The sequence below is a fragment of the Corynebacterium sp. HMSC069E04 genome (assembly GCF_001813175.1).
Taxonomy (GTDB): Bacteria; Actinomycetota; Actinomycetes; order Mycobacteriales; family Mycobacteriaceae; genus Corynebacterium; species Corynebacterium aurimucosum.
The window spans coordinates 1-21,003 of the sequence record NZ_KV811677.1; the positions used below are offsets into that span (position 1 = coordinate 1).

The 21,003-nt window shown below is 61.4% G+C and carries 17 protein-coding genes and 2 pseudogenes; 8 read left to right on the top strand and 11 right to left on the bottom strand.

All coding sequences use genetic code 11. The features are described from left to right. Positions 1-659, top strand: a pseudogene (locus HMPREF2896_RS06910) (IS256 family transposase); the annotation flags it as partial. Positions 660-781: 122 nt separating this feature from the next. On the opposite strand, the gene HMPREF2896_RS06915 reads toward HMPREF2896_RS06910, so the two are convergent. Together HMPREF2896_RS06915 and HMPREF2896_RS06920 are read right to left on the bottom strand one after the other, a co-directional pair. After that, positions 782-3,004, bottom strand: a complete 2,223-nt coding sequence (locus tag HMPREF2896_RS06915) for a LamG-like jellyroll fold domain-containing protein (RefSeq protein ID WP_070718663.1) — start codon at positions 3,002-3,004, stop codon at positions 782-784. 203 nt (positions 3,005-3,207) lie between these two features. Then, complete coding sequence (locus tag HMPREF2896_RS06920; RefSeq protein WP_070718667.1) at positions 3,208-4,992, bottom strand: flavin-containing monooxygenase; 1,785 nt, start codon at positions 4,990-4,992, stop codon at positions 3,208-3,210. A 204-nt stretch (positions 4,993-5,196) separates the two neighbouring features. Here HMPREF2896_RS06920 and HMPREF2896_RS06925 point away from each other — a divergent pair, with 204 nt between their 5' ends. Next, a complete protein-coding gene (locus tag HMPREF2896_RS06925) occupies positions 5,197-5,625 on the top strand; it encodes an OsmC family protein (RefSeq protein WP_046647305.1) in 429 nt (142 codons plus the stop codon). A 127-nt stretch (positions 5,626-5,752) separates the two neighbouring features. Further along, on the top strand, positions 5,753-6,679 hold the full coding sequence (locus HMPREF2896_RS06930; RefSeq protein WP_046647303.1) for a DUF1906 domain-containing protein: 927 nt from the start codon (positions 5,753-5,755) through the stop codon (positions 6,677-6,679). 23 nt (positions 6,680-6,702) lie between these two features. Here the strand turns inward: HMPREF2896_RS06930 and HMPREF2896_RS06935 are convergent, their stop codons facing one another. From HMPREF2896_RS06935 to HMPREF2896_RS06960, 6 genes are all read right to left on the bottom strand, one after another. Further along, positions 6,703-7,719, bottom strand: a complete 1,017-nt coding sequence (locus HMPREF2896_RS06935; RefSeq protein WP_046647302.1) for a hypothetical protein — start codon at positions 7,717-7,719, stop codon at positions 6,703-6,705. 51 nt (positions 7,720-7,770) lie between these two features. Beyond that, a complete protein-coding gene (locus HMPREF2896_RS06940; protein ID WP_070718672.1) occupies positions 7,771-9,417 on the bottom strand; it encodes a solute symporter family protein in 1,647 nt (548 codons plus the stop codon). A gap of 3 nt (positions 9,418-9,420) precedes the next feature. Beyond that, positions 9,421-9,765: a DUF485 domain-containing protein gene (locus HMPREF2896_RS06945; protein WP_070679497.1), complete on the bottom strand. Its 345-nt coding sequence runs from the start codon at positions 9,763-9,765 to the stop codon at positions 9,421-9,423. 472 nt (positions 9,766-10,237) lie between these two features. Then, the gene (locus HMPREF2896_RS06950) at positions 10,238-11,095 is read right to left on the bottom strand and encodes an aldo/keto reductase (protein WP_070679554.1); all 858 of its coding nucleotides are present in this window, start codon (positions 11,093-11,095) and stop codon (positions 10,238-10,240) included. Between the two features lie 176 nt (positions 11,096-11,271). Next, positions 11,272-11,628: an FKBP-type peptidyl-prolyl cis-trans isomerase gene (locus HMPREF2896_RS06955; RefSeq protein WP_010187736.1), complete on the bottom strand. Its 357-nt coding sequence runs from the start codon at positions 11,626-11,628 to the stop codon at positions 11,272-11,274. Positions 11,629-11,756: 128 nt separating this feature from the next. Next, positions 11,757-13,049, bottom strand: coding sequence for a citrate synthase (locus tag HMPREF2896_RS06960; RefSeq protein ID WP_082254410.1), 1,293 nt, complete (start codon positions 13,047-13,049; stop codon positions 11,757-11,759). Between the two features lie 151 nt (positions 13,050-13,200). On the opposite strand from HMPREF2896_RS06960, the gene serC reads away from it, so the two are divergent. The 3 genes from serC to HMPREF2896_RS06975 all read left to right on the top strand — a co-directional run bounded on the left by serC (position 13,201) and on the right by HMPREF2896_RS06975 (position 16,471). After that, on the top strand, positions 13,201-14,331 hold the full coding sequence (gene serC, locus HMPREF2896_RS06965; RefSeq protein WP_070718675.1) for a phosphoserine transaminase: 1,131 nt from the start codon (positions 13,201-13,203) through the stop codon (positions 14,329-14,331). 120 nt (positions 14,332-14,451) lie between these two features. Then, positions 14,452-15,627, top strand: a complete 1,176-nt coding sequence (gene sepH / locus HMPREF2896_RS06970; protein ID WP_070718678.1) for a septation protein SepH — start codon at positions 14,452-14,454, stop codon at positions 15,625-15,627. A gap of 13 nt (positions 15,628-15,640) precedes the next feature. Next, a complete protein-coding gene (locus HMPREF2896_RS06975) occupies positions 15,641-16,471 on the top strand; it encodes a DUF6928 family protein (protein ID WP_070517026.1) in 831 nt (276 codons plus the stop codon). On the opposite strand, the gene HMPREF2896_RS06980 is transcribed toward HMPREF2896_RS06975, so the two are convergent. The 3 genes and pseudogenes from HMPREF2896_RS06980 to HMPREF2896_RS06990 all read right to left on the bottom strand — a co-directional run bounded on the left by HMPREF2896_RS06980 (position 16,423) and on the right by HMPREF2896_RS06990 (position 19,447). Next, entirely contained in the window at positions 16,423-17,244 is an 822-nt protein-coding gene (locus HMPREF2896_RS06980) for a TrmH family RNA methyltransferase (RefSeq protein ID WP_070718681.1), read from the bottom strand. The two genes, HMPREF2896_RS06975 and HMPREF2896_RS06980, sit on opposite strands and share 49 nt — an antisense overlap. A gap of 44 nt (positions 17,245-17,288) precedes the next feature. Further along, positions 17,289-18,691, bottom strand: a pseudogene (locus HMPREF2896_RS06985) (NCS2 family permease). A 126-nt stretch (positions 18,692-18,817) separates the two neighbouring features. Next, positions 18,818-19,447, bottom strand: coding sequence for a DUF3027 domain-containing protein (locus HMPREF2896_RS06990; protein ID WP_371325887.1), 630 nt, complete (start codon positions 19,445-19,447; stop codon positions 18,818-18,820). 65 nt (positions 19,448-19,512) lie between these two features. Here HMPREF2896_RS06990 and HMPREF2896_RS06995 point away from each other — a divergent pair, with 65 nt between their 5' ends. Then, positions 19,513-20,361, top strand: coding sequence for a glutaminyl-peptide cyclotransferase (locus HMPREF2896_RS06995; RefSeq protein ID WP_070718687.1), 849 nt, complete (start codon positions 19,513-19,515; stop codon positions 20,359-20,361). Positions 20,362-20,372: 11 nt separating this feature from the next. Beyond that, the gene (locus HMPREF2896_RS07000) at positions 20,373-20,975 is read left to right on the top strand and encodes a DUF2771 domain-containing protein (protein WP_070718691.1); all 603 of its coding nucleotides are present in this window, start codon (positions 20,373-20,375) and stop codon (positions 20,973-20,975) included. The last annotated feature ends 28 nt before the right edge of the window (positions 20,976-21,003 follow it).

Sequence of the window (21,003 nt, forward strand, 5' to 3'; positions counted from 1 at the left end):
CTAGGAACAAAACTCGGGGCACTTCAGTTCGCCGCTATACAACCTCACGTCCGCGCACTGATGCCGGCAAAGCTATCTACACGCTAGCGCTGAAACTCACCCGAGTGCGAACTAAAGAAGAGGTAGCTGACTGGGGTGTATTGCTCCATAACTTCAACACTGTCTACCGCAGGTGGATGGACGAGAGGACCAGGGTTAAAGACCCTGATACAGGAAATTGGACATGGGTATGGACACATTCCAACGTGCGAAAGGCCTACAACAGTCTGAACCATCTATGGCGCCAAGGCATGCTCTTTGTCTACATCAATCAACCTAAAGGCGTCTTAGAACCTGCCCGCATCAAATCTACGACCAACAGTCTTGAAGGCGGGATTAACGCTCGCCTGAAAGAGATTGCGCGTGCTCACCGGGGCAGAACAAATGAACACCAGCGCAAAATGCTGGACTGGTGGCTGTACCTAAAAACAGAACTGCCCGACGATCCACTACGCATCGCCAGACAGTCCCACTGGGGCCAGGACCAACTCGCCAAAGTATCCATCCTGACCCACACCGAGAACCAAGCCGACCACGAAACAGGACGACCAGCCCTCTACGACAACGGTATCGACACCGAGTACACCCACTCAATCGGCATCCAAAAAGGCCAAATCTAACCCCAGCGACACGCCGAGCCAGACACACATTTTGACCCTTAACCCGCTACAATCCGCCCAGGGCCATCACAATAGAAAACCCCCGCCTCAATGTGAGTCGGGGGACGGAGGGTGAACGGTAACTAGTTCAGACCCGGGATCTGCGGCAGCTTCGGCTGCGGGATGTTAAGACCGAAGATGCGGTTGATGGTCGGGATGAGGCCGTAGGCGGCACCGCCGACGACTGCAATGACGGCGATGATGGGGAGGATAACCTTCGCGCCACGGCTGGAGCCTGCGAAGAAGGCCGCAGCCATATCGTCGGCAGAAGGCTCCTTCGTGTTGGTCGGCTTAGAAGGCTTGGTCGGCTCGGTAGGCGTCGTAGTGGAGCTCGACGGCTCTTCCTCCTTCACGGCCGGGCGGGCGGTCAGCCACTGGTCCGAGTCCAGAACGCCCTGGGTCAGGCGGGTCTCACCAATCCAGCCGTACCACGGGTCCTGCGGCGTGCGGTTATCAAAGCCAGCGCCCATGACCCACTGCAGGTCTCGCGGGAGGAGGCCCTCAGCGCCCTTGGCGTTGCGCAGGATCGGTGCGCCGTTGATGAACATCTCAACGGTGTCGGAATCCGGCTTGTTCACCACGGCGATGTGCATCCACTCGTCGGTGGGCACCTCGTGGGACCAGACAGTAGAACCTTCGCCTTCCTTCGGTTCCGCCCACCAGCGCAGCTCACGGAGGTTAGAAATGCCGAACATGACGGTGGGGTCGGTGTCGTCGGAGCCGTCGACAAGCTCGGCGATGCTGGAGTCACGGGAGATAGCACTCCCCCAGCCGTGCTCGGAGCCGTTGAAATCCTTCGGAATCTTTACGAAGGACTCGAAGGTGTAGCCCGCGGAGGTATCGACCTTGTTGATCTCCGCGCCTTCCTTGGACCGGAACTCCGCCATCGCGGCCTTGCCGGCTGGGTCGGACCAGTAGAGGGAACCAGAATCGGAAGACAGTGGGTGGTGGTCCTTGGTGTAGGTGATGCGCTCGCCCGTGTTGGAAGGACCACCCTCGCGAACGAGGTCGCCGGCACCGTCGGCACCGAAGGCATCCGGAATGACAGCGCCCTCGGTGGCCACGTCGCCGTCGGCAAGCTGCTTGCCGTCCTTGTTCTTGGTCTGGCCCGGGCGCCAGTGAAAGACGGTCTTGTCGGCCTTCACGAAGTCGTTCGGGCCCTCCGGAAGCTGATCCTTCGGGATGGTGTACGGGGTGTAGCCTTCCTCAGCGATGTCGCGGGCCTTCTGGCCAAGGTCCGGGTCGTTCTCATCGCCGATGGTCCACTCCGGGGCAAAGTCGGCAAAGCGCTCCTTGAAGTTCAGCGGCACGTGGTAGCTATCGCCCTTGCCATCGAGGATGAGCTTGTCGAACTGCGTGAGCTCCTCCGCCGGCTTCTGCGCCACCCACGGGGACAGGGCGGTCATCTCCAACTCGTTGCCTGACAAGTCGAACTCAAGCACGCCGAGCAGGCCATTGCCGCCCTGGTAAGCCATCTGGTAGTCCTGCAGGATGCCGATGACGTCGTGGCCTGCATCGTTCTTGTCCACGCGGTAGCCCGCGCCGTGGTGGTGGCCGCCCATGGTCAAGAAGATCTGGTCGTTCTTCTTGATGAACTTGTCCCACAGACCCTGTCCGTAGTCATCGGAGTAGAAGACCTCACCGGCGCCATCGATGTTGAGCACCTCGTGGCTGGTGAGGATGACCGGGAGGTCCGGGTGAGCATCGAGAACGCCCTGTGCCCACTCGAGTGCTTCATCATCCGCGCGCCAGCCCAGCGCCAGAACCAGGTACTTCTGCCCCTCAGCCTCAAAAATGTGGTACTCGGAGTCGTTGTTGACCGCGGTGTGGCGCTCCTGGAAGGTCTCCGGGTTAGCAGCCTCGGCGCGCCCGGCGCTGAAGTAGTCGTTGTACGGATGCGCCGATCCGTCCTGAATCATATCGTGGTTGCCCGGCAGGATGGAGTAGTTCAGGTCGGAATCATCGAGGACCTTCATGGCCTCATCAGCAACCTTCCACTCGCCCTCGACGTCAGACTGGTCCACCACGTCACCGAGGTGAGTAGCGAAGTCCATGTTGAGCGCCTGCTGGTTCTTCACCAGCCACTCGGTCTGCGCCTTAAAAGGCTCGCTACCGTAGCGCGCTTGCGCCAGGTTGCCGGTTTCCGGGGTGGAGTAACGGGAATAGAACTGAGTATCCGGCAGCACACCGATGCTAAAACGTGAGCCCAGGCCTTCTGAAGGTTCGGCAGCAGAGGCCGGGACGACGAGGAACGTACCGGCCACCGAAGCGGTGACCACGGTGCCGAGCAGGCGGCGAGCAGTCATAGATCTTCCTATCAAAACGAAGTAGTGAGGTTGCTTCATGGTTTAAGCCATGGAGCAACCGACAGAGACAAGGAAAGATTATGGCCCGGAGTTTGCGACCGCGTGACCACAATGTGAATTTCCTTTTAAATGACTACCCGCCTTTTAGCCCCCTCATGAGAATGCCGTCTACTTCCGCAGGCTCCTGCCTGCGCTCTTCTGCCTTAAGAGGTGTGGTACACCGGCGCCAGTTCATAGACCGGAGTATCCATCCCCTCATAGCGCGCCTTGAGCTGAAGCGCTAGGTAGCGCGAATAGTGGCGCGATTGGTGCAGGTTGCCGCCGTGGAACCACAGCTGCGGCACCTGAGTGGGCTTCCACATGTTGCGCAGCTCGCCCTCCCACGGGCCGGGATCCTTGGTGGTATCCGAGCCCAAGCCCCAGCACTTGCCCACGGTGTCAGCAACTTCCTTAGAAATCAACTGCTCGGCCCAGCCATTCATAGAGCCGTAACCGGTGGCCAGCACGATGACATCGGCGGGCAATTCGGTACCGTCGGTGAGCACCACGGACTTTTCCTTCACCTCCGCGATGGACACGCCAGACTTCACCGGGATCGAGCCGTCGATGACCAGCTCGCTGGCACCGACGTTGATGTAGTAGCCCGAACCACGGCGCAGGTATTTCAGATAAAGACCCGAGCCGTCATCGCCAAAGTCGTTCTGGAAGCCGGCCTTCTCCAAACCGTCATAAAAGTCTTTATCGGCCTCACGGATGCCATCGAAGACTTCACGGTGGACGTCGGGAAGCACAGCGTAGGGCCAGGAAGCAAAGAGGAGGTCCGCCTTGTCCGTATCCACACCGGCCTCCACGGCTTCTTCCGAGTAGAGCGGGCCAAAGACATCCTTCATGAGGGTGTCCGATTGCACGATGTGCGTGGAGGAACGCTGAATCATGACCGGCCGCGCACCATGCGCGTAGAGGTCCGCGGCGATGTCGTGGGCGGAGTTGTTCGCGCCCAGCACAATGACGTCCTTGCCCTCATCGCCTGCGCCACCCGGGTGTTCCGAGGAGTGCCGGATTTCCCCGGCGAAGTTCTCCTGCCCCTCCAGGTGGGGACGATTCGGCACACCGGACATGCCCGTGGCCAGAACCAGCTGTGTGGGTTCCAGAAGAATCTCTTCCCCGTCCTTGCGAACGGTGACCTTCCACGTGCCGCTGGACTCATCGAAGGAGGCCTTCATGCACTCGCTATTGGTCCAGTAATCCAAGTCCATGATGCCCACGTAGTGCTCCAGCCAGTCCCCCATCTTGTCTTTCGGGGTGAACACCGGCCAGTCATCTGGGAAGGGGAGGTACGGCAGGTGGTCGTACCACACGGGATCGTGCAGGCACAGCGAGTGGTAGCGGCCGCGCCACTGGTCGCCGGGGCGGCCCGCCTTATCGACGATAAGCGTGGGAACACCTTGGCGCTTCAGGCGCGCCCCGAGCGCGATACCGCCCTGGCCACCACCGATAATGAGGACGTAGGGCTGTTCCGTATGCCCCAGTGCCGCACGGCGCTCCTCCCGCAGGTCCGCCCAGTTCTTAGCGCCCTTGACCACCTTGTGCTCCGTGCCCAGCGGGCGGCGGCGCCCCTTAGGCTCCGGGAAATCCTTGAGCTCGCGCGCGGAGGTGAGGAAGGTCCAGGCCTTAGCGTCGCGCAGGCGCGCGACGGCGGTGACATAGAAGTTCGCAGACTCACACGTGAAGTGGACCCGCGTTACGCCATTGCCTTCGTCCTCCACCTCTGTTATCTCCGGGTTGTCGAGCGCAGCGTCAGTGCCAGCGATCATCGCGGCGATGGCTTCCGAACCTTCGGCGGTGTGCAGGTTCCACGTCACCGCGGCAAGATCCCGCCAGAAGCCCCCGGGCTCGAAAACCTTCTCCACGTCTTCCACGCCAGGCTTCTCTTGGTGCGTGAGGGCGACGAGCTTGTCTAGCCAGTCACGAGCATCCACGGTTTCCATAGCCACTACTCCTTTGGGTCGAAAAATTGTTTGCACCACTATTACCGATCTAAAGAGACGTGAGTCACAGCCCCGCCCCCATCAGATAACTTTGCAAATTGACCTACCTGACCTTTCCGCCGCTCACCACGACGCGGTTAAGGCTTGCAAATCTCGGCTCCCTCCCCCGCTACCCGGCTCCCCCACCATCACTAGGATGACGCTATGAGCAACATCACCAAGAAATACTCCGTCGACGTCACCCGCATCGATACAGGCCACTACCGCGCCACGAATGCCGAAGGAATCAGCCTCGAGTTCGGCCGCGCTGAGGGACTACTCAGCCCAGTTGAGTTGCTACTCGCCGCCGTGGCGGGCTGCTCGGCCGTGGACATCGACGTGGTCACCTCGCGCCGCACAGAGCCGGAGATTTTCGACGTCCACGTTGAAGGCACCCGCGTCGACGAAGACGGGGCCTCGCGACTGAGCGACGTCGACGTGGAATTCTCCCTCCGCTTTCCCGCTACCGACGCCGGACGCCAGGCCCAGTCCATGGTGGAGCGCCTCGTGCGCATCTCCCAAGAAAAGGACTGCACCGTCTCCCGCACGGTGGAAAATCCCACTAACGTCACGTTCCGCACGACAAAGCCTTAAGCACCTTTAAACAAAGGGATTGCCGTCGCGCCCAGCAAATGCTACCCCTGGTGCAATTTTTAACCATTGTGACTAAAGTGATTGCGGAAACTTTCTTCTTCACCGCCTCCCAAGGAGAATTCACACCATGTCCTTGTCCCGTCGTTCCCTGTTCAAGGCCGGTGCTCTCACGCTGGCCGCCGGTGCCATCGGTAGCCAGGCGCCCGCTGCTCTCGCCGTGGGCCCAGCTTTGGGCACCATCATCGACTTCTCTGCCGGTGTTCCTTCCGCCCGCGCCATCAAAGCAGCCGGCCACCTCGGCGCCATCCGCTACGTATCCCAACGCCGCCCCGGCGCCGAATGGATGAAGGGCAAGCCTGTCACCCTGGCGGAGACCAAGGCCAACGCAGCGGCAGGCCTCAAGACCGCTTCCATCTACCAGTTTGGCCGCGCGGAAACTGCGGACTGGCTCAACGGCGCTGCGGGCGCCGCAGTCCATGCGCCGCAGGCCATCGCCATCCACAAGGCTGCGGGCGGGCCGACCGGGCGCCCCATCTACATTGCCATCGATGACAATCCCACCCGCGCCCAGTACGAGAACCAGATCCGCCCCTACCTCAAGGCCTTCTCCGCAGCGCTGAGCGCCGCGGGCTACCAGACTGGCGTGTATGGCAACTACAACGTCATCGACTGGTGTGTTGCCGACCGCATCGGCCAGTTCTACTGGATGCACGACTGGGGCTCTGGCGGAAAGCTCCACCCGCGCACCACCATCCACCAGAAGGCCAAGAATCAAGCCACTATCGACGGCATAACGTGCGATATCAACACCGTTTATGCCAACGACTGGGGCCAGTGGACCCCGGGCGATGGTGCTGTGGAGCCGCCAAAGGTCAAGGACATCCCGGCAGTGCCTGACGACATCCCGCTGCCCAATGTTTCCCTGCCGGATCCCACCGGGCGCGGCTCCAGCGTCAGCGGCGATGGCATCAACATCGCTGGCTCGTCAATCAGCAATGACCAGGTGCGCGGCGCGGTGGATATCCTCAACACCGTGCGCAAATCCATGGGCTAATCAACACGCGGCGGCGCTGGTTTCTACCGCGCCGCCGTTGTCTTCGTTGCCGAAGAAGACGGCTTGGAGGACGACGACGTGGTCGAGGACGCCGGTTCCGGCGATTCTGTCGAGGACGCTGGCTTTGAGGTGCTGGAGGAGGCAGCGGTAGACGTCGTCAAGCGCGTGGTGCTAGCGCCAGGATGGGCCAGCGCCTCTTTGTTCAAGTTGTTTCCCTTCACGAGGTTCTTACCCGTGATTTCCTTGCGCACGTAGGACGTAAGCTCCTCGGCAGAGCCCTCGATGGAGGCAGCCACAACAAAGTTCTCCCCAAAAGACACCGAAGAGTGTCGGTCCTTACTGTCCGACCAGCCCCATTTTGATCCCACGACGTCACTGAGCTTCGCGGTGCCATAGTTTTGCTGGTAGCCATCGGCTGAGACGGCATCGGCGTGAGACATCGCCACCAAAACTGGGTGCGTCGGATCATCTTCCAAGAGCTGAACGATGAAGCGCACCACGTCATAGGTTGAGGTCATCGAGTGACCCCAATCCTCCCCCGCTGACGTAGAGTCCAGCCCATACTCCTTGGCGATTGCATCGATGGACCGCGGGTACTTCTCAAAGAGCTTCCCGGCGCTCTCATCCGAAGAATCAGCAATCATGTCCAGCGCTAGATACTTGTCCTCGAAGGAACCGTGCTCGAGCACGTAGGCGGCGATGTAAAGCTTGATCAGGCTGAGCGCATAGCGCGGCTGGTGCTCGGTGGGTGAGCCCATGTGCATGCCTGTCTCAATGCGGTAGTACGTGATTGACTTCTCGTCATCGCCCTTGAGGAATTGCCCCACGGTGTCCTCTACCGCCGCGAGTTGTGGATCGCCCTTCTTATGCGCGATGGGGCCGGGAGTAGCCGTGCTGGTGTGCGTTGGGCGCCCCACCGTGGAGTCTTCTTCATTCGCAGGCGAGCACGCAACAAGGGCCGTGGCACCGAGCACGCACGCCAGAAGGGCGGCACCAGCACGCGCTGGTACCGCCCTATAACGAGGCTGCGGGTAAAACACGAGGTTAGAGTCTACCCGCTACCGTCTGGAATGTAGTGCTTGAGGTGGCGCTTAGTGGTCCACCGGAGCCTCCACGCCCACACCGGTCAGGGAGCGAACCTCCATCTCGGCGGACAGCTCTTCCAGGTTGTCCGGCGGGGTCATGATGGACACGATCCAACCGGCGAAGAAGGCCAGCGGGATGGTCACGAGGCCCGGAGAGGACAGCGGGAAGATGGACCAGTCGGCGTTCGGGAACATCGAGGTCGGGGTACCGGAGACCGCCGGGGACAGGAAGATGAGCACCAGGCAGGAGATAACACCGGTGTACATCGATGCCACAGCACCTGCGGTGTTGAAGCGGCGCCAGTACAGGGAGTACAGGATGGTCGGCAGGTTAGCGGATGCTGCCACGGCGAAGGCCAGGGAGACCAGGAAGGCGACGTTCTGGGTCATGGCCAGGATGCCCAGGATGATGGACACGATGCCGAGGATAACCACGGTGATCTGGGAAACGCGGACCTGCTCGGCTTCGGTGGACTCGCCGTTGCGGATAACGGAGTGGTAGACGTCATGCGCGATGGAAGCCGAAGCGGTGATGGCCAGGCCAGCAACAACGGCCAGCACGGTAGCGAAGGCCACGGCGGAGATGACCGCCATGAAGATGGAACCACCGATTTCGAGTGCCAGCAGCGGTGCTGCTGCGTTGGCGCCACCCGGTGCGGCGAGGATGCGATCCGGGCCAACGAGGGCGGCAGCGCCGTAGCCCAGAACCAGGGTCATGAGGTAGAAGGCACCGATGATGACGATGGCCCAGGTAACGGAGCGGCGAGCCTCGGTCGCGGTCGGCACCGTGTAGAAGCGCATGAGCACGTGCGGCAGGCCACCAACACCCAGCACGAGGGCAATACCCAGGGAGATGAAGTCAAGCTTGGTAGTGAGGTTCTTGCCGTACTTCAGGCCCGGCTCCATAATCTGGGAGGCCTCGTAACCCTTCTCCTGGATAGCAGCGGAGCTGGCGTGCATATCAATGGCCTGGGTGAAGAGCGTGCTGAAGCCACCCTTCAGCATGACGAAGGTCAGGATGCACATGATAACCACGCCGGTGACCAGAAGCACGGCCTTGATCATCTGCACGTAGGTCGTACCCTTCATGCCGCCAACGAGGACGTAGACGATCATGAGGATGCCCACGATGCCGACAACCACGGCCTGCCACTTAAACTCGTGGATGTCCAGCAGCACGGCAACAAGGGAGCCGGCACCGGCCATCTGGGCGATGAGGTAGAACAGCGACACGAACAGGGTCGAGATCGCCGCCGCCACGCGCACCGGGCGCTGCTTGAGGCGGAAGGACAGCACGTCGGCCATGGTGAAGCGGCCGACGTTACGCATCGGCTCCGCGACGAGCATCAGGGCGACGAGCCAGGCAACGAAGAAGCCGACCGAATAAAGGAAGCCATCGTAGCCGTTGAGGGCGACAGCACCGACGATGCCCAAGAAGGACGCGGCGGAGAGGTAGTCACCGGAAATAGCTAGGCCGTTCTGGCGGCCAGAGAAGCTACCACCACCGGTGTAGAAGTCAGAAGCTTCCTTGGTGGACTTACCTGCACGCAGCACCACGTACATGGTGACGACAAGGAAGGCGGCGAAGACCGCAATGTTCAAAATCGGATTGCCAGCGGAGGATTCCGCTTGGGCCAAGGTAATGGTCTGCATGGTTTAGCCCTCCAGTTCCTGGCGAATGGCCGCCGCCTGCGGCTCGATGTTCTTGTTGGCGTAATTGACGTAGATGTACGTAATGATGAAGGTGGTCAGGAACTGAGCCAAGCCGAAGATAAGGCCGACGTTCCAACCGCCGCCAAGCTCGATGGCCATGAAGTCGGGCGCAAAAACTGCGGCCATCACGTAGAGGACGTACCACAGAAAGAACGCCACTGTCATGGGGAAGGTGAACTTGCGGTATGTGCCGCGCAGCTTCGCAAACTGCGAGCTATCGCGCATCTCGACGAACTCTTGCGGCGTCGGTTCGCGGCGCGAGTCAATCGAAGCAGGTGCGTCAGTCATGTCGCTCTCCTTACAAGGGAATCTTTTCTCCACAAACCGCGGTGAGAGACTAACTACAGTGTCTTCAGTCACGTTTTGCCTTGCCCAGTAAGTTACCTAACCTCTCTTGCAAGGTTGTAAATCCTGCCAAGAAAAGTTAATAACGCACACTTTTATTACCCCCTACCCCCGCAATGACATGGGATTTCTATCGCGTTGTCAACACCCCCACAGGAAACTCCAAACAGTGAATCTAATTTAGCAAAGCGAAACTTCGCAGCCATTGTGGAGAGCTTCGCACTCTTGCGGCATCCCACAGCGCCCCTCAACCCCCTTGCATGCCCACTGCCAGAAGGCACAACAAAACCCACCTTCCACGCTCCACCCCTCCCCTATTTATCCCTATTTATAAGGAATAAGAAGAATATGGTGAAGGAGAAACAAAGCGTGGAAGGCGGGTTCTATCGCTCGCGCTGGGACTGTGCCCGGCTATTTAAGCGCCAGGGAACTCACGCGGATCCTTAAACATGCGGCCGAAACCTTCCTGACCGTCGAGCGCATCGAGTGCGGCAACATCCTCTGGTGCAAGCTCCACCTCCGCGGCCCCGAAGTTCTCCGCTAAGCGCTCCCGGCGGCTGGACTTCGGGATGACGGAAATGCCCTTGCTCAACAGGTACGCCAGCACAGCCTGGCCCGGGGTGATGTCGTGCTTCTCAGCGACGGCAATGACCTCGGGATTATTGAGGATCACACCGCGTGCCAGCGGGGACCACGCCTCCGTCACGATGCCGTGGTTGTCGTGGAACTGACGCAGCTCCGGCTGAGTAAAGCCCGGGTGCAACTCCACCTGGTTGAGGACCGGAACGATACCCGTCTCATCGATCAGAGTCTGCAGGGTCTCCTCGTAGAAATTAGCCACGCCAATCGACGCGATCTGCCCCATGCCCTGCATGCGGGCGATCTCCTCGAAGGTCTCCACGTACAGCCCGCCCTGCGGCCAAGGCCAGTGGATCAGGTAGAGGTCGAGGTAATCCAGCTGCAGCTTATCCAGGGATGTACGGAAGGCCTGGCCCACCTTGTCCTTTCCGTGGTGATCGTGCCAGACCTTGCTGGTGATAAAGAGCTCATCGCGGGTGACGTCGCCGGCCTTCATGGCGTCATGCAACGCCTGGCCCAGCTCTTCTTCGTTCTCGTAGAGGGTGGCGGTGTCGAAGTGGCGGTAGCCCAGCTCGATTGCTTCACGCACGGCGCGGACGAGATCCTCCCCGCGCAGCTTGTAGGTTCCAAGCCCCAGCAGGGGCATCTCGCGGTCATCATTGAACGTGGTTTGTGGGACACTCATGGCTTCCATTGTGCCGCACTCCCGCGCGTTGTGGGGGAAGATTCTGGTATCACCGACCGCATGGTAGCCCTTAACGCGCGAAACGCCCTGACCGACCGCACACAAGGCGCGGCCGGTCAGGGCGGTCAGGGCGTCGACAGCCCAAAGGAAAGAGGCACTACCCTCCATTACTTTAGGCTTTGGATTTAGGCACGAATGAGGTCGATAACGAAGGTCAGCGTGCGGCCGGACAGCGGGTGTGCACCACCGGCGGGGCCATAGGCCTTCTCCGGCGGGATGACCAGCTTGCGGCGGCCGCCCACCTTCATACCCGGAATGCCCTCTTGCCAGCCGGCGATAAGGCCGGTCAGCGGGAACTCGATCGACTGACCGCGGCCCCACGAAGAGTCGAACTCCTGGTTCGTCTCATAGTCGACACCTACGTAGTGGACCTCAACGAAGCCGCCCGGCTGGGCTTCGGCGCCGTCACCCACCACGATGTCTTCGATGACAAGGTCCTGGGGAGCTGGCTCCGTTGCCGGCTCAATTACGGGCTTTTCCATTGGGGGTTATCCTCCTTGGACTGTTTTCTTCTTTGCTGGCCGCATACGCGTGGGCCGAGCCACAACACTCCCTAGTATAAGGGGAGGTGTGGGGCTCGGCCCTAGAAATGCAGCGTATGGGCTATTGTTTAGCGCTCGCTGCGCGGGGTGACCTTGCGCAGGGTCTCACCGGTGTAGATCTGGCGCGGGCGGTTGATCTTGGTGTTGAGCTCAAGCTGCTCGCGGTACTGAGCAATCCAGCCCGGCAGACGGCCGATGGCGAAGAGGACGGTGAAGAAGTCCGTCGGGAAGCCCATGGCGCGATAGATGAGGCCGGTGTAGAAGTCCACGTTCGGGTAGAGCTTGCGGGAGACGAAGTAGTCGTCGTTCAGCGCAATCTCCTCGAGCTTCATGGCCAGGTCCAGCATCGGGTCCCCACCCAGGTGTTCGATGATCTCGTGGGCGGTGTCCTTGACGATTGCCGCACGCGGGTCGTAGTTCTTGTACACGCGGTGCCCGAAGCCCATGAGGCGAACGCCCTTTTCCTTGTTCTTCACGCGGTTCATGAAGTCGGTGGCATCGCCGTCGTGGTTGTTCTGGATATCCTCGAGCATCTCCAGAACGGCCTGGTTAGCACCGCCGTGCAGCGGGCCGGACAGGGCGTTGATACCACCGGCGATGGCGACGAACAGGTTGGCCTGCGCGGAGCCAATCATGCGAACGGTGGAGGTGGAGCAGTTCTGCTCGTGGTCGGCGTGCAGGATAAGGAGCTTATCCAGAGCCTTGGCCACGATCGGGTCAACCTCGTACTCCTCAGTCGGGTAACCGAACATCATGCGCAGGAAGTTCTCACGCGCGTTCAGCTTGTTATCCGGGTACATGTAGGGCTTGCCCTGGGATGCGCGGTAAGCGTAAGCGGCCAGCATCGGCACCTTGGCCAGCAGGCGGACGGTTGCCTTATCCAGCTGCTCCTCATCCAGCGGGTTGAGCTGGTCCTGGTAGTAAGCGGAGAGAATATTAACGGAAGAGGCAAGAACGGCCATCGGGTGCGCGTCGCGCGGGAAGATATTGAAGGCGGCCTTGAAGTCCTCATCCAGCAGGGTGTGGTGACGGATATCGGTGTTGAACTTCGACAGCTCGTCTTCATTAGGCAGGTGTCCCTTAATCAACAGGTAGGACACCTCGTTAAAGGTGGCATTCTCAGCGAGATCCGCGATGTCGTAGCCACGGTGGCGGAGGATGCCTTCCTCACCGTTAATAAAGGTGATCTTGGACTCGGTGGAACCAGTAGCCGCATAACCCGGGTCGAAGGTGACGAGGCCGGTCTCGTTACGGAGCTTGCCGATATCGAAGCCGGAGTCACCCTCCGTGGACTGCTTAATGTCCATCTCGTACTCGCCGCCGGGGTACTGCAGTACAACCTTGTTGTTTTCAGATGCCACGTGTTTTCCTTTCCTCAATGTTCAACGCCGGCCAAGGCCGGCGCAACAAGACTAAACCTCTTCACACTTTAGCAAAACTTGTGACTCTGCCAACATTGGCAATCCTGGCAAAGTATCTAGTGCGCGAACGAAACTAGGCTACACTGCCCACATGAGCAACTCAGAACTCGTCCTGCCAGCAGATCTCCTCCCTACCGACGGCCGCTTCGGCTGCGGGCCGTCCAAGGTCCGCCCCGCCCAAATTGAGGCAATCACCGCCGGTGCCGACACCATCATTGGAACTTCGCACCGCAAGCCAGCCGTCAAAAATCTCGTCGGCTCCATCCGTGAGGGACTCTCCGAGTTGTTCGCGCTGCCAGAGGGCTATGAAATTGTCCTCTCCCTCGGCGGTGCTACCGCTTTCTGGGACGCCGCAACCTTCGGTCTCATCGAAAAGAAGTCCGCGCACTTAAGCTTCGGCGAATTCTCCTCTAAATTTGCTAAAGCCGCATCCGCCGCCCCGTGGCTCGACGCCCCGCTCGTCACCGAAGCAGAGGTTGGCACCGCCCCGGATCCGAAGGCTGCCGACGCCGAAGGCGCCGACATCATCGCCTGGGCCCACAACGAAACCTCCACCGGCGCTATGGTTCCGGTCACCCGCCCCAACCCCGATAACGCAGAGCAGCTCGTCGTCATCGACGCCACCTCAGGCGCCGGCGGCCTGCCGGTCAACATGTCTGATGCCGATGTCTACTACTTCTCACCCCAGAAGTGCTTTGCTTCCGACGGCGGCCTGTGGCTGGCTGCTATGTCCCCGGCTGCGCTGGAGCGCATCGAGAAGATCAACTCCTCCGATCGCTTCATCCCGGCTTTCCTGAACCTGCAGACTGCGGTAGACAACTCCCGCAAGAACCAGACCTACAACACTCCGGCCGTGGCCACGCTGCTCATGCTGGAGGACCAGGTGAAGTGGATGAACGCCAACGGCGGTCTCGATGGCATGGTCAAGCGCACCACGGAGAACTCCTCCATCTTGTACGACTGGGCCGAGTCACGCCCGGAGGCGACCCCCTTCGTGGCCGAGCCTTCCGAGCGCTCCCTGGTGGTCGGCACCATCGATTTCGAGGACTCTGTCGACGCCGCCGCAGTGGCCGCAACGCTGCGCGCCAACGGCATTCTCGACGTCGAGCCTTACCGCAAGCTCGGCCGCAACCAGCTGCGCGTGGGCCTGTTCCCGGCGATCGACTCTACGGATGTCACCAAGCTCACCAAGGCTATCGATTACGTTCTGGACAATCGTTAGCCCTCGCTACTGACTTGGTACGTCGCACAACATGCCCCGCGCTCTTGCCAGAGTTCGGGGCATGTTCTGGGTAAAGTGGACTTCATCACATGTCCGCTACCAGGCTAAGGAGCGCCCACCATGCGCGAGATTTTCCTCGCACCCAGCGACTCAACTGACACCTCGCTCGTCCTCCGGGCCGAGGATGGTGAGGAGTTCTTCCTCGAGGTCACCGACGAGCTTCGCGAGCTTCTCGCTCCCGCCGATTCCGCTGAGCCCACTTCCGAGAACGAGAGCGCTGAGCAGGACACAGAAAGCACCGACGAGGTTGCAGGCGACTCCTCCCCCGCCTCCACACAGCAAGAACGCTCCACGGGGCTGCGCACCGTCATGCCCCCCTCGGGAGGATCGCCTTCATCCCCGCAGAGCCAGCCCGCCCCGCAGGCACAAGAAATCCGCCTGCGCCCCAACGAAATTCAGGCCCGGATTCGTGCCGGCGCTTCTGCCGCGGAGATCGCCGAGGAACTCGACGTTCCGGAATCCCGCATCGAGCCTTTCGCGCACCCGGTGCTCTTGGAGCGGGCGCGCATCGCGGACGTCGCCAAGCAAGCGCACCCCATCCGCGAGGATGGCCCGGCCAAGCTCACCCTGTGGGAGATTCTGGCCACTGCTTTCGCCGCGCGCGGGCACTCGCTGTCGGAGGCCACGTGGGATGCCTACCGCCACCAGGGCGAGCCGTGGATCCTCCGCATCACGTGGAAGACCGGGCTGTCCGCCAACGAGGCGGAGTGGACCTTCAAGCAGACGATGTCCTCGCCAGCCACAGTGGAGGCACGCAATTCCGTCGCCGCTGACCTGACGGACCCAGACTTCGTACAGCCGGTACGTTCGCTGACCTCCGTGGGCCGCGGTGAGCGCTATGACGAAGCCATCGATGGGCGTGACTACGCCGACGACCGAGAAGTCAACGAGGACGCGCGCGCTGGTACCCCCGGCGTGACGGAACTGTCTTCCTACGCCGGCGTCGACAACGCCGGCGACCGAGAAGATACCGACGGATATGCTGAGCCCTCCGTGCTCCCATCCCCGCACGGTGGAGAGCACCCGGCCGAGGCCGCCAGCGATGAGGACGCGGCCCCCACTAATGAAGCGTCCCCACAGGAGGCGGAGGAGAAGGAGACGGGAGTAGACGAGGATTTCCTCCAGAACCCGGATCCGGAGCCCAAGCCCACCAAGCGTCGCCGTAAGGCCGTCACCCCGCACTGGGAGGATGTGTTGCTCGGCGTTCGCTCCTCTACCAAGCGCCCCCGCAACTAGCGAGTAGCCTGCCGTGGATACCCAAAGCGCCGTTCTCACTCTCTGGTACGTCACCGCCGCCGATCCCGCCGAGGTTCTCCGCGGCGAGCCCAAGGCCGACCGCGGCTTCGGCCGCAAGTTCCTCGCTCAGCTCAATCCCGCACTGCCGGTGACTCCCATCGGGCAATTCCCCCTCAACCGTTCCGCCGAGCCCGGCGCGAGCGAGTTCTATGTGGGCGGCTATCCCGGTGTGACCGTGGTGCAAACCATCATCCACGACGATCAACTGACTCTCTCCCAGCTTTCCCGCACCTTGCGCGAGGCCGTGCCTGCCACGGAAATCTACGCCTTCGCCTCCAATCCGGAGACCGGCTATGCCGGGTTCGCCCACTGGACGGGCAGCCGCCTGCGCCGGTCGCTGTGCGGGACGCGTTTTAACCTCTACGAGGACCATGGTCTGCCCGAAACCTTCGAGGCCCCTTTCTGGGCCGGGGAGATGGATGAGCCGGTGGGTGGGATTTCCCTTCCCTTTGAGCCGCTCAATATCACCGAGGCGGCCCAGGAATTCTGGTTGGGCATCGAGGTCGGCGCGGATGGCCCCGACGTGGACGTCGTAGGCTATGCCACCGACGGGCGCCCCGAGCCCAAGGTCGACACTCCCCCGCCGCGCCGCAGCGTGGCCGAGGTAGCCACCACCTCAGTGTCGAAGCTGGGGCTCAATGACTATGACGACTACGAAGAGTACGACCTCGAGCCGGAATCCACCGGTGAGGAGATCATCCGCACGGCCAAGCACCTCGGCGGCTTGGTGCGGCGCTACGCAGTATCGACCTCGCGGAACCTCTGGGAGCGCTGGCGCTCGTAGAAGGCGATGGCTGCCGACGTCGCCACATTAAGGGAATCCGTGCCCTCGGCCATGGGAATGCGGGCGCGCACATCGGTCGCACGCATGGCGTGCTCGGTCAATCCTGGCCCCTCCGCACCGACCAGGAGCGCTACCTTGTCCGCGCCCTCTAACGCATCAGCAATGTGCACGGCATCCGGATGCGGGGTCAGCGACACCAGCCGGAAGCCCTGCTCGCGCAGCTTCTCCAACCCGCGCTGCCAGGTGGTAAAACCGCCGTCGAAACGCGCCCAGGGCAAGCGCAGAACGTGCCCCATGGACACGCGCACCGAGCGGCGGTAGAGCGGATCTGCCGCACCTGAGCCGAGCAAGATGCCGTCGATATCCATGCCCGCAGCATTGCGGAAGAGCGAGCCGATATTTTCGTGGTCGCCCACGCCCTCCATGATGGCAAGGGTGCGAGCACCTTCGAGGACCTCGTCCACGGTCCAAGCTTCCGCGCGGTCGGCTGCGGCAACCAACCCGCGGTGCATATCGAAGCCCGTGACTTCCCCCAACGTCTGTCGGGTTACTTGGTAGACGGGGATATCCCGGACATCGTGGTTCGCCAGGAAGGTGTCGAGCTTCGCCTCAAAGCCGATGATACAGCGCACCGGGAAGCGGGAGGCCAGCAGGCGCTCCACGCACAGTGGGCCCTCACCAAAGACGAAACCCTCGCCGGACTTATCCGCGTGCTTGAGATCGCGGATATCGTCCAGGCGAGGGTCTGTGGGGTCATCGATGACAAAACGCATGGGCCCTAGTCTAGGCGCAGGGCCAGCTGCTCCCCTTAGGCGGGCTATGCCAACAGCGAGCTGATGGGCTCCATGGCGAAGTAGACCACGAAGAGAGCGGCCACGAGCCACATGATCCAGTGCACCTTCTTGGCCTTGCCGGCGAAGGTGGCCATCAGTGCATAAGCGATGAAGCCCACGCCAATACCGTTGGCGATGGAGTAGGTGAAAGGCATGACCACGATGGTGAGGAAGGCCGGGATGGCCTCCTCCATGCGGTTCCACTCGATGTCCTTGAGCTGGGCTGCCATCATCACACCCACGATGACGAGGACGGGGGCTGCGGCCTCAATCGGCACGATCTCGTAGAGCGGAGTGAGGAACATGGCCAGCAAGAAGATCACACCGGTCACAACGTTGGCCAGGCCGGTGCGGGCGCCGTCGCCGATACCAGCCGCCGAGTCCGCGAACACGGTGTTGGAGGATACCGAACCCGCACCACCAGCAACGGCACCGAAGCCTTCGACGACCAGGGCGGTCTTCATGTCCGGCAGGTTGCCCTTCTCATCCACGAGGTTGGCCTGCTTGCCCAGGCCGTTCATGGTGCCCATGGCATCGAAGAAGTTGGTGAGCAGCAGCGTGAAGATGAGCAGCACGGTGGAGACCACGCCCAGCTTGGTGAAGGCACTAATCGGATCGACCTGGCCCACAATCGACAGGTCCGGCAGCCCGCCCAGGGAGCTGGGCACCTCCGGGGTGGCCATGCCCCAGTCCTCGGAACCGGTAAAGGCCTGAATGATCATGGCGATGATGGTGGTGATGACGATGCCGATGAACAGGCCGCCACGCACCTGGCGGATGACGAAGAAGCTGCACAGAATCAGGCCCACGACGAAGACGAAGGCAGGCCAGGTCGCAATCGAGCCGTTCACGCCCAGGCTCACCGGAACTGTGGTCATCGCGGCATCCGGGACGCGGGTGACAAAGTGACCATCCACGAAACCGATGAGCGCGATGAACATACCAATACCCACGCCCATCGCCGCCTTCATGGAGGCCGGGATGGCATCGAAAACGGCCTGGCGGAAGCCAGAGATGGCCAGCAGGACGATGATGATGCCTTCGATGACGACGAGGCCCATCGCCTCGCGCCATTCCAGGCCGTTGAGGGAAACCATCGTCACGGCGACGAAGGTGTTCATACCCAGGCCCGCGGCCATGGCGAATGGGTAACGGCGATCATGCCGAAGGCGATGGTCATGACGCCGGCCACCAGTGCGGTGGCGGCGGCGACCTGCGGGATTCCGAGGGTGGTTCCGGCCGAGTCAGCGGAGGTACCCAGGATGAGAGGGTTGAGGAGAATGATGTAGGCCATCGCGAAGAACGAGACCACGCCGGCGCGGACCTCGGTTCCAATGGTGGATCCGCGTTCGGTGATTTTGAAATAGCGATCGATAGCTGCGTTCATCGTGAGTGAGCGCCCCTTCTATCTAGAGAAATGAAGTTTTACCTGCTAAGGGTGCTCCATCGGGGCACTAAAACGCAAAACCCGCACGCTGCATCGCTGCTGCGCGCGGGGCGAAAACCGCTCTCTTTAATAGATAGGGCTCTCATCATCGAAGGGCCTCTCCTGCTCCGCTCCCTCCTCACGGACGCTCGTGCCGGAATGCGCGCCGCACCCGTAGGTGGCGTGCACCACTTTTCCATCCGCCGAGTATTCATTGGCACAGACGCCGAAATTGGGCAGCAGCTGGAGGTAAAAAGCACAGGTTTTGCACTGTAACTGGGCCTGCGCCGCCATCTCCGAATTCGGCCCGTACTTCTTGCGCCAGCGCTCTTTGGCCTCCGTGAGGCCAACCTGGGAGAGCTTCCCTTCGTCCAGCCTGTCGTCATCGGGAGCGGGCGGCATGAGGTCGCCAGGACCAAGGTCTCCTGGGCGCAGGCGCTCGGAATAAGGAACCCACTCCGGCGCTTGAAGGGCCTGGCCGCCCGGTACAAGCGCGACCTCATTGACGGTCGGGGTGCGCGAGCCTTCCGCGCAGGCAACGACGGCGTGCCATTCCCACCCCGGATAGCCCGGTACGTGCGCATCAAAACGATGGGTGGCCACGTTGCGGCCCACTCCGGCAACGCCACGGTGCTTGCCGACGTCCCCCTCACCCACCTCCTCCACAGCTCGGCGCGCCAGGTTGACGGCGGTCGAATCGAGAAGCGGGGAATGCATCTTTTTCTTGCGAGTCACTCTCCCATTATTAATCACGTACCGCGCCATAGTGCACAATGACAGTCATGCCTCTCCTCCACACCGACCGCGCCCTCCGCGCGTTTGCTACCGCCCTCTCCGCTGCCACACTGCTCGCACCCTTAACGTCATGCTCTTCTCAAGCCGCACACGAGGATGTTTCTTCGCCTACGGCGGGTGGGACGTCGCCAAGCGCGAGCTCCCCAGAGCACCTCGGCGTGACCGTCCTCGACACCGCACCCCTGCCTCCCGATACCTTCACCCAAGGCTTGGAGGTCGACCCCGCTGGCAACCTTCTGGTAGGCACTGGGCTGAACGGCAAGTCTCGATTGCTGCGCCTCACGCCGGGGACGCACACCCCGTCGGAAGAAACCACACTCGAGAGTTCATTCTTCGGCGAGGGCATCACTCAGACCGACGCCGGCATCTGGCAGCTAACGTGGAAATCCGGTACAGCTTTCCTGCGAGATCCCGAGACCTTCAACGAGCTCGACCGTGCCACCTACGACGGCGAGGGCTGGGGCCTGTGCAACGCGGGTTCCGAGCTCATCATGTCCGACGGCTCCGCCGAGCTGCGCCACCTCGATCCGAAGACCTTCCAGGAGCTCGCCCCACGCACCGAGGTCACCCTCGACGGCTCCCCCGTGGATAACCTCAATGAACTTGAGTGCGTCGAGGGCGCGGTCTATGCCAATGTCTGGATGAGCGAGGATATCCTGCACATCGACCCGGAATCCGGCGCGGTCACCGCCGTGATCGATACCGCAAACCTCACCCATGTCCCCTCGGCGGATCCCAACGCCGTCCTCAACGGCATTGCCCATATCCCGGGCACAGATGAGTTCTGGATCACCGGCAAGCTATGGGATGAGCTGTACCGGGTGCGCTTCGAGTAGGATTTTCAGCCATGGCTACCGTGAAGCAAGCAAGGAAGAAATCGCTGCTGCAGTTTCTGGCGCTCATCATCGCTGTGGCAGTCATCGTCGTGGCGGTGGTGCTGTTCCAGAAGTGGTGGAACGACCGTCCGGGCCCCGAGCCACAAGACGTCAGAATCACGGCCACTGTTGGCGAGGACACCCTAGAGCTCTCCCCCTACATCGTCTGCGAGCCTGGCACGGACTGCGAAGAAGGCGACGTACCTAATCTGACGGTGGGCCCCGATGACACCCTGAAATTGGAGATCCCCGAAGCCATCTCCAACCATGAGTGGTCGGTGCTGTCCATTTACGACGACCCGGCTGCTAATGACAGCACCTCCCACGGTGCCAACGAAACCACGTCTCTGGAAATCCCCGGCTCTGTACCGCCGATTGAAGCCTCCACCGGTGAGCGCCCGAAGTTGATGGTGGTGGAAATCTCCACCCTGATGATTGGCCAGGATGCCAACGGCGAGGAGACCCCGATGCACACGGTATGGTCACTGTCCACCATGACTGATGAAGAGCTCAAGGAATCAAAGTCTTCGGATAACGCCGAAGGGGACGAGGCCGAAACTAAAGCTGAGAAATAGCAACGCCCTGCTTCTTCCCCTCTTCCTC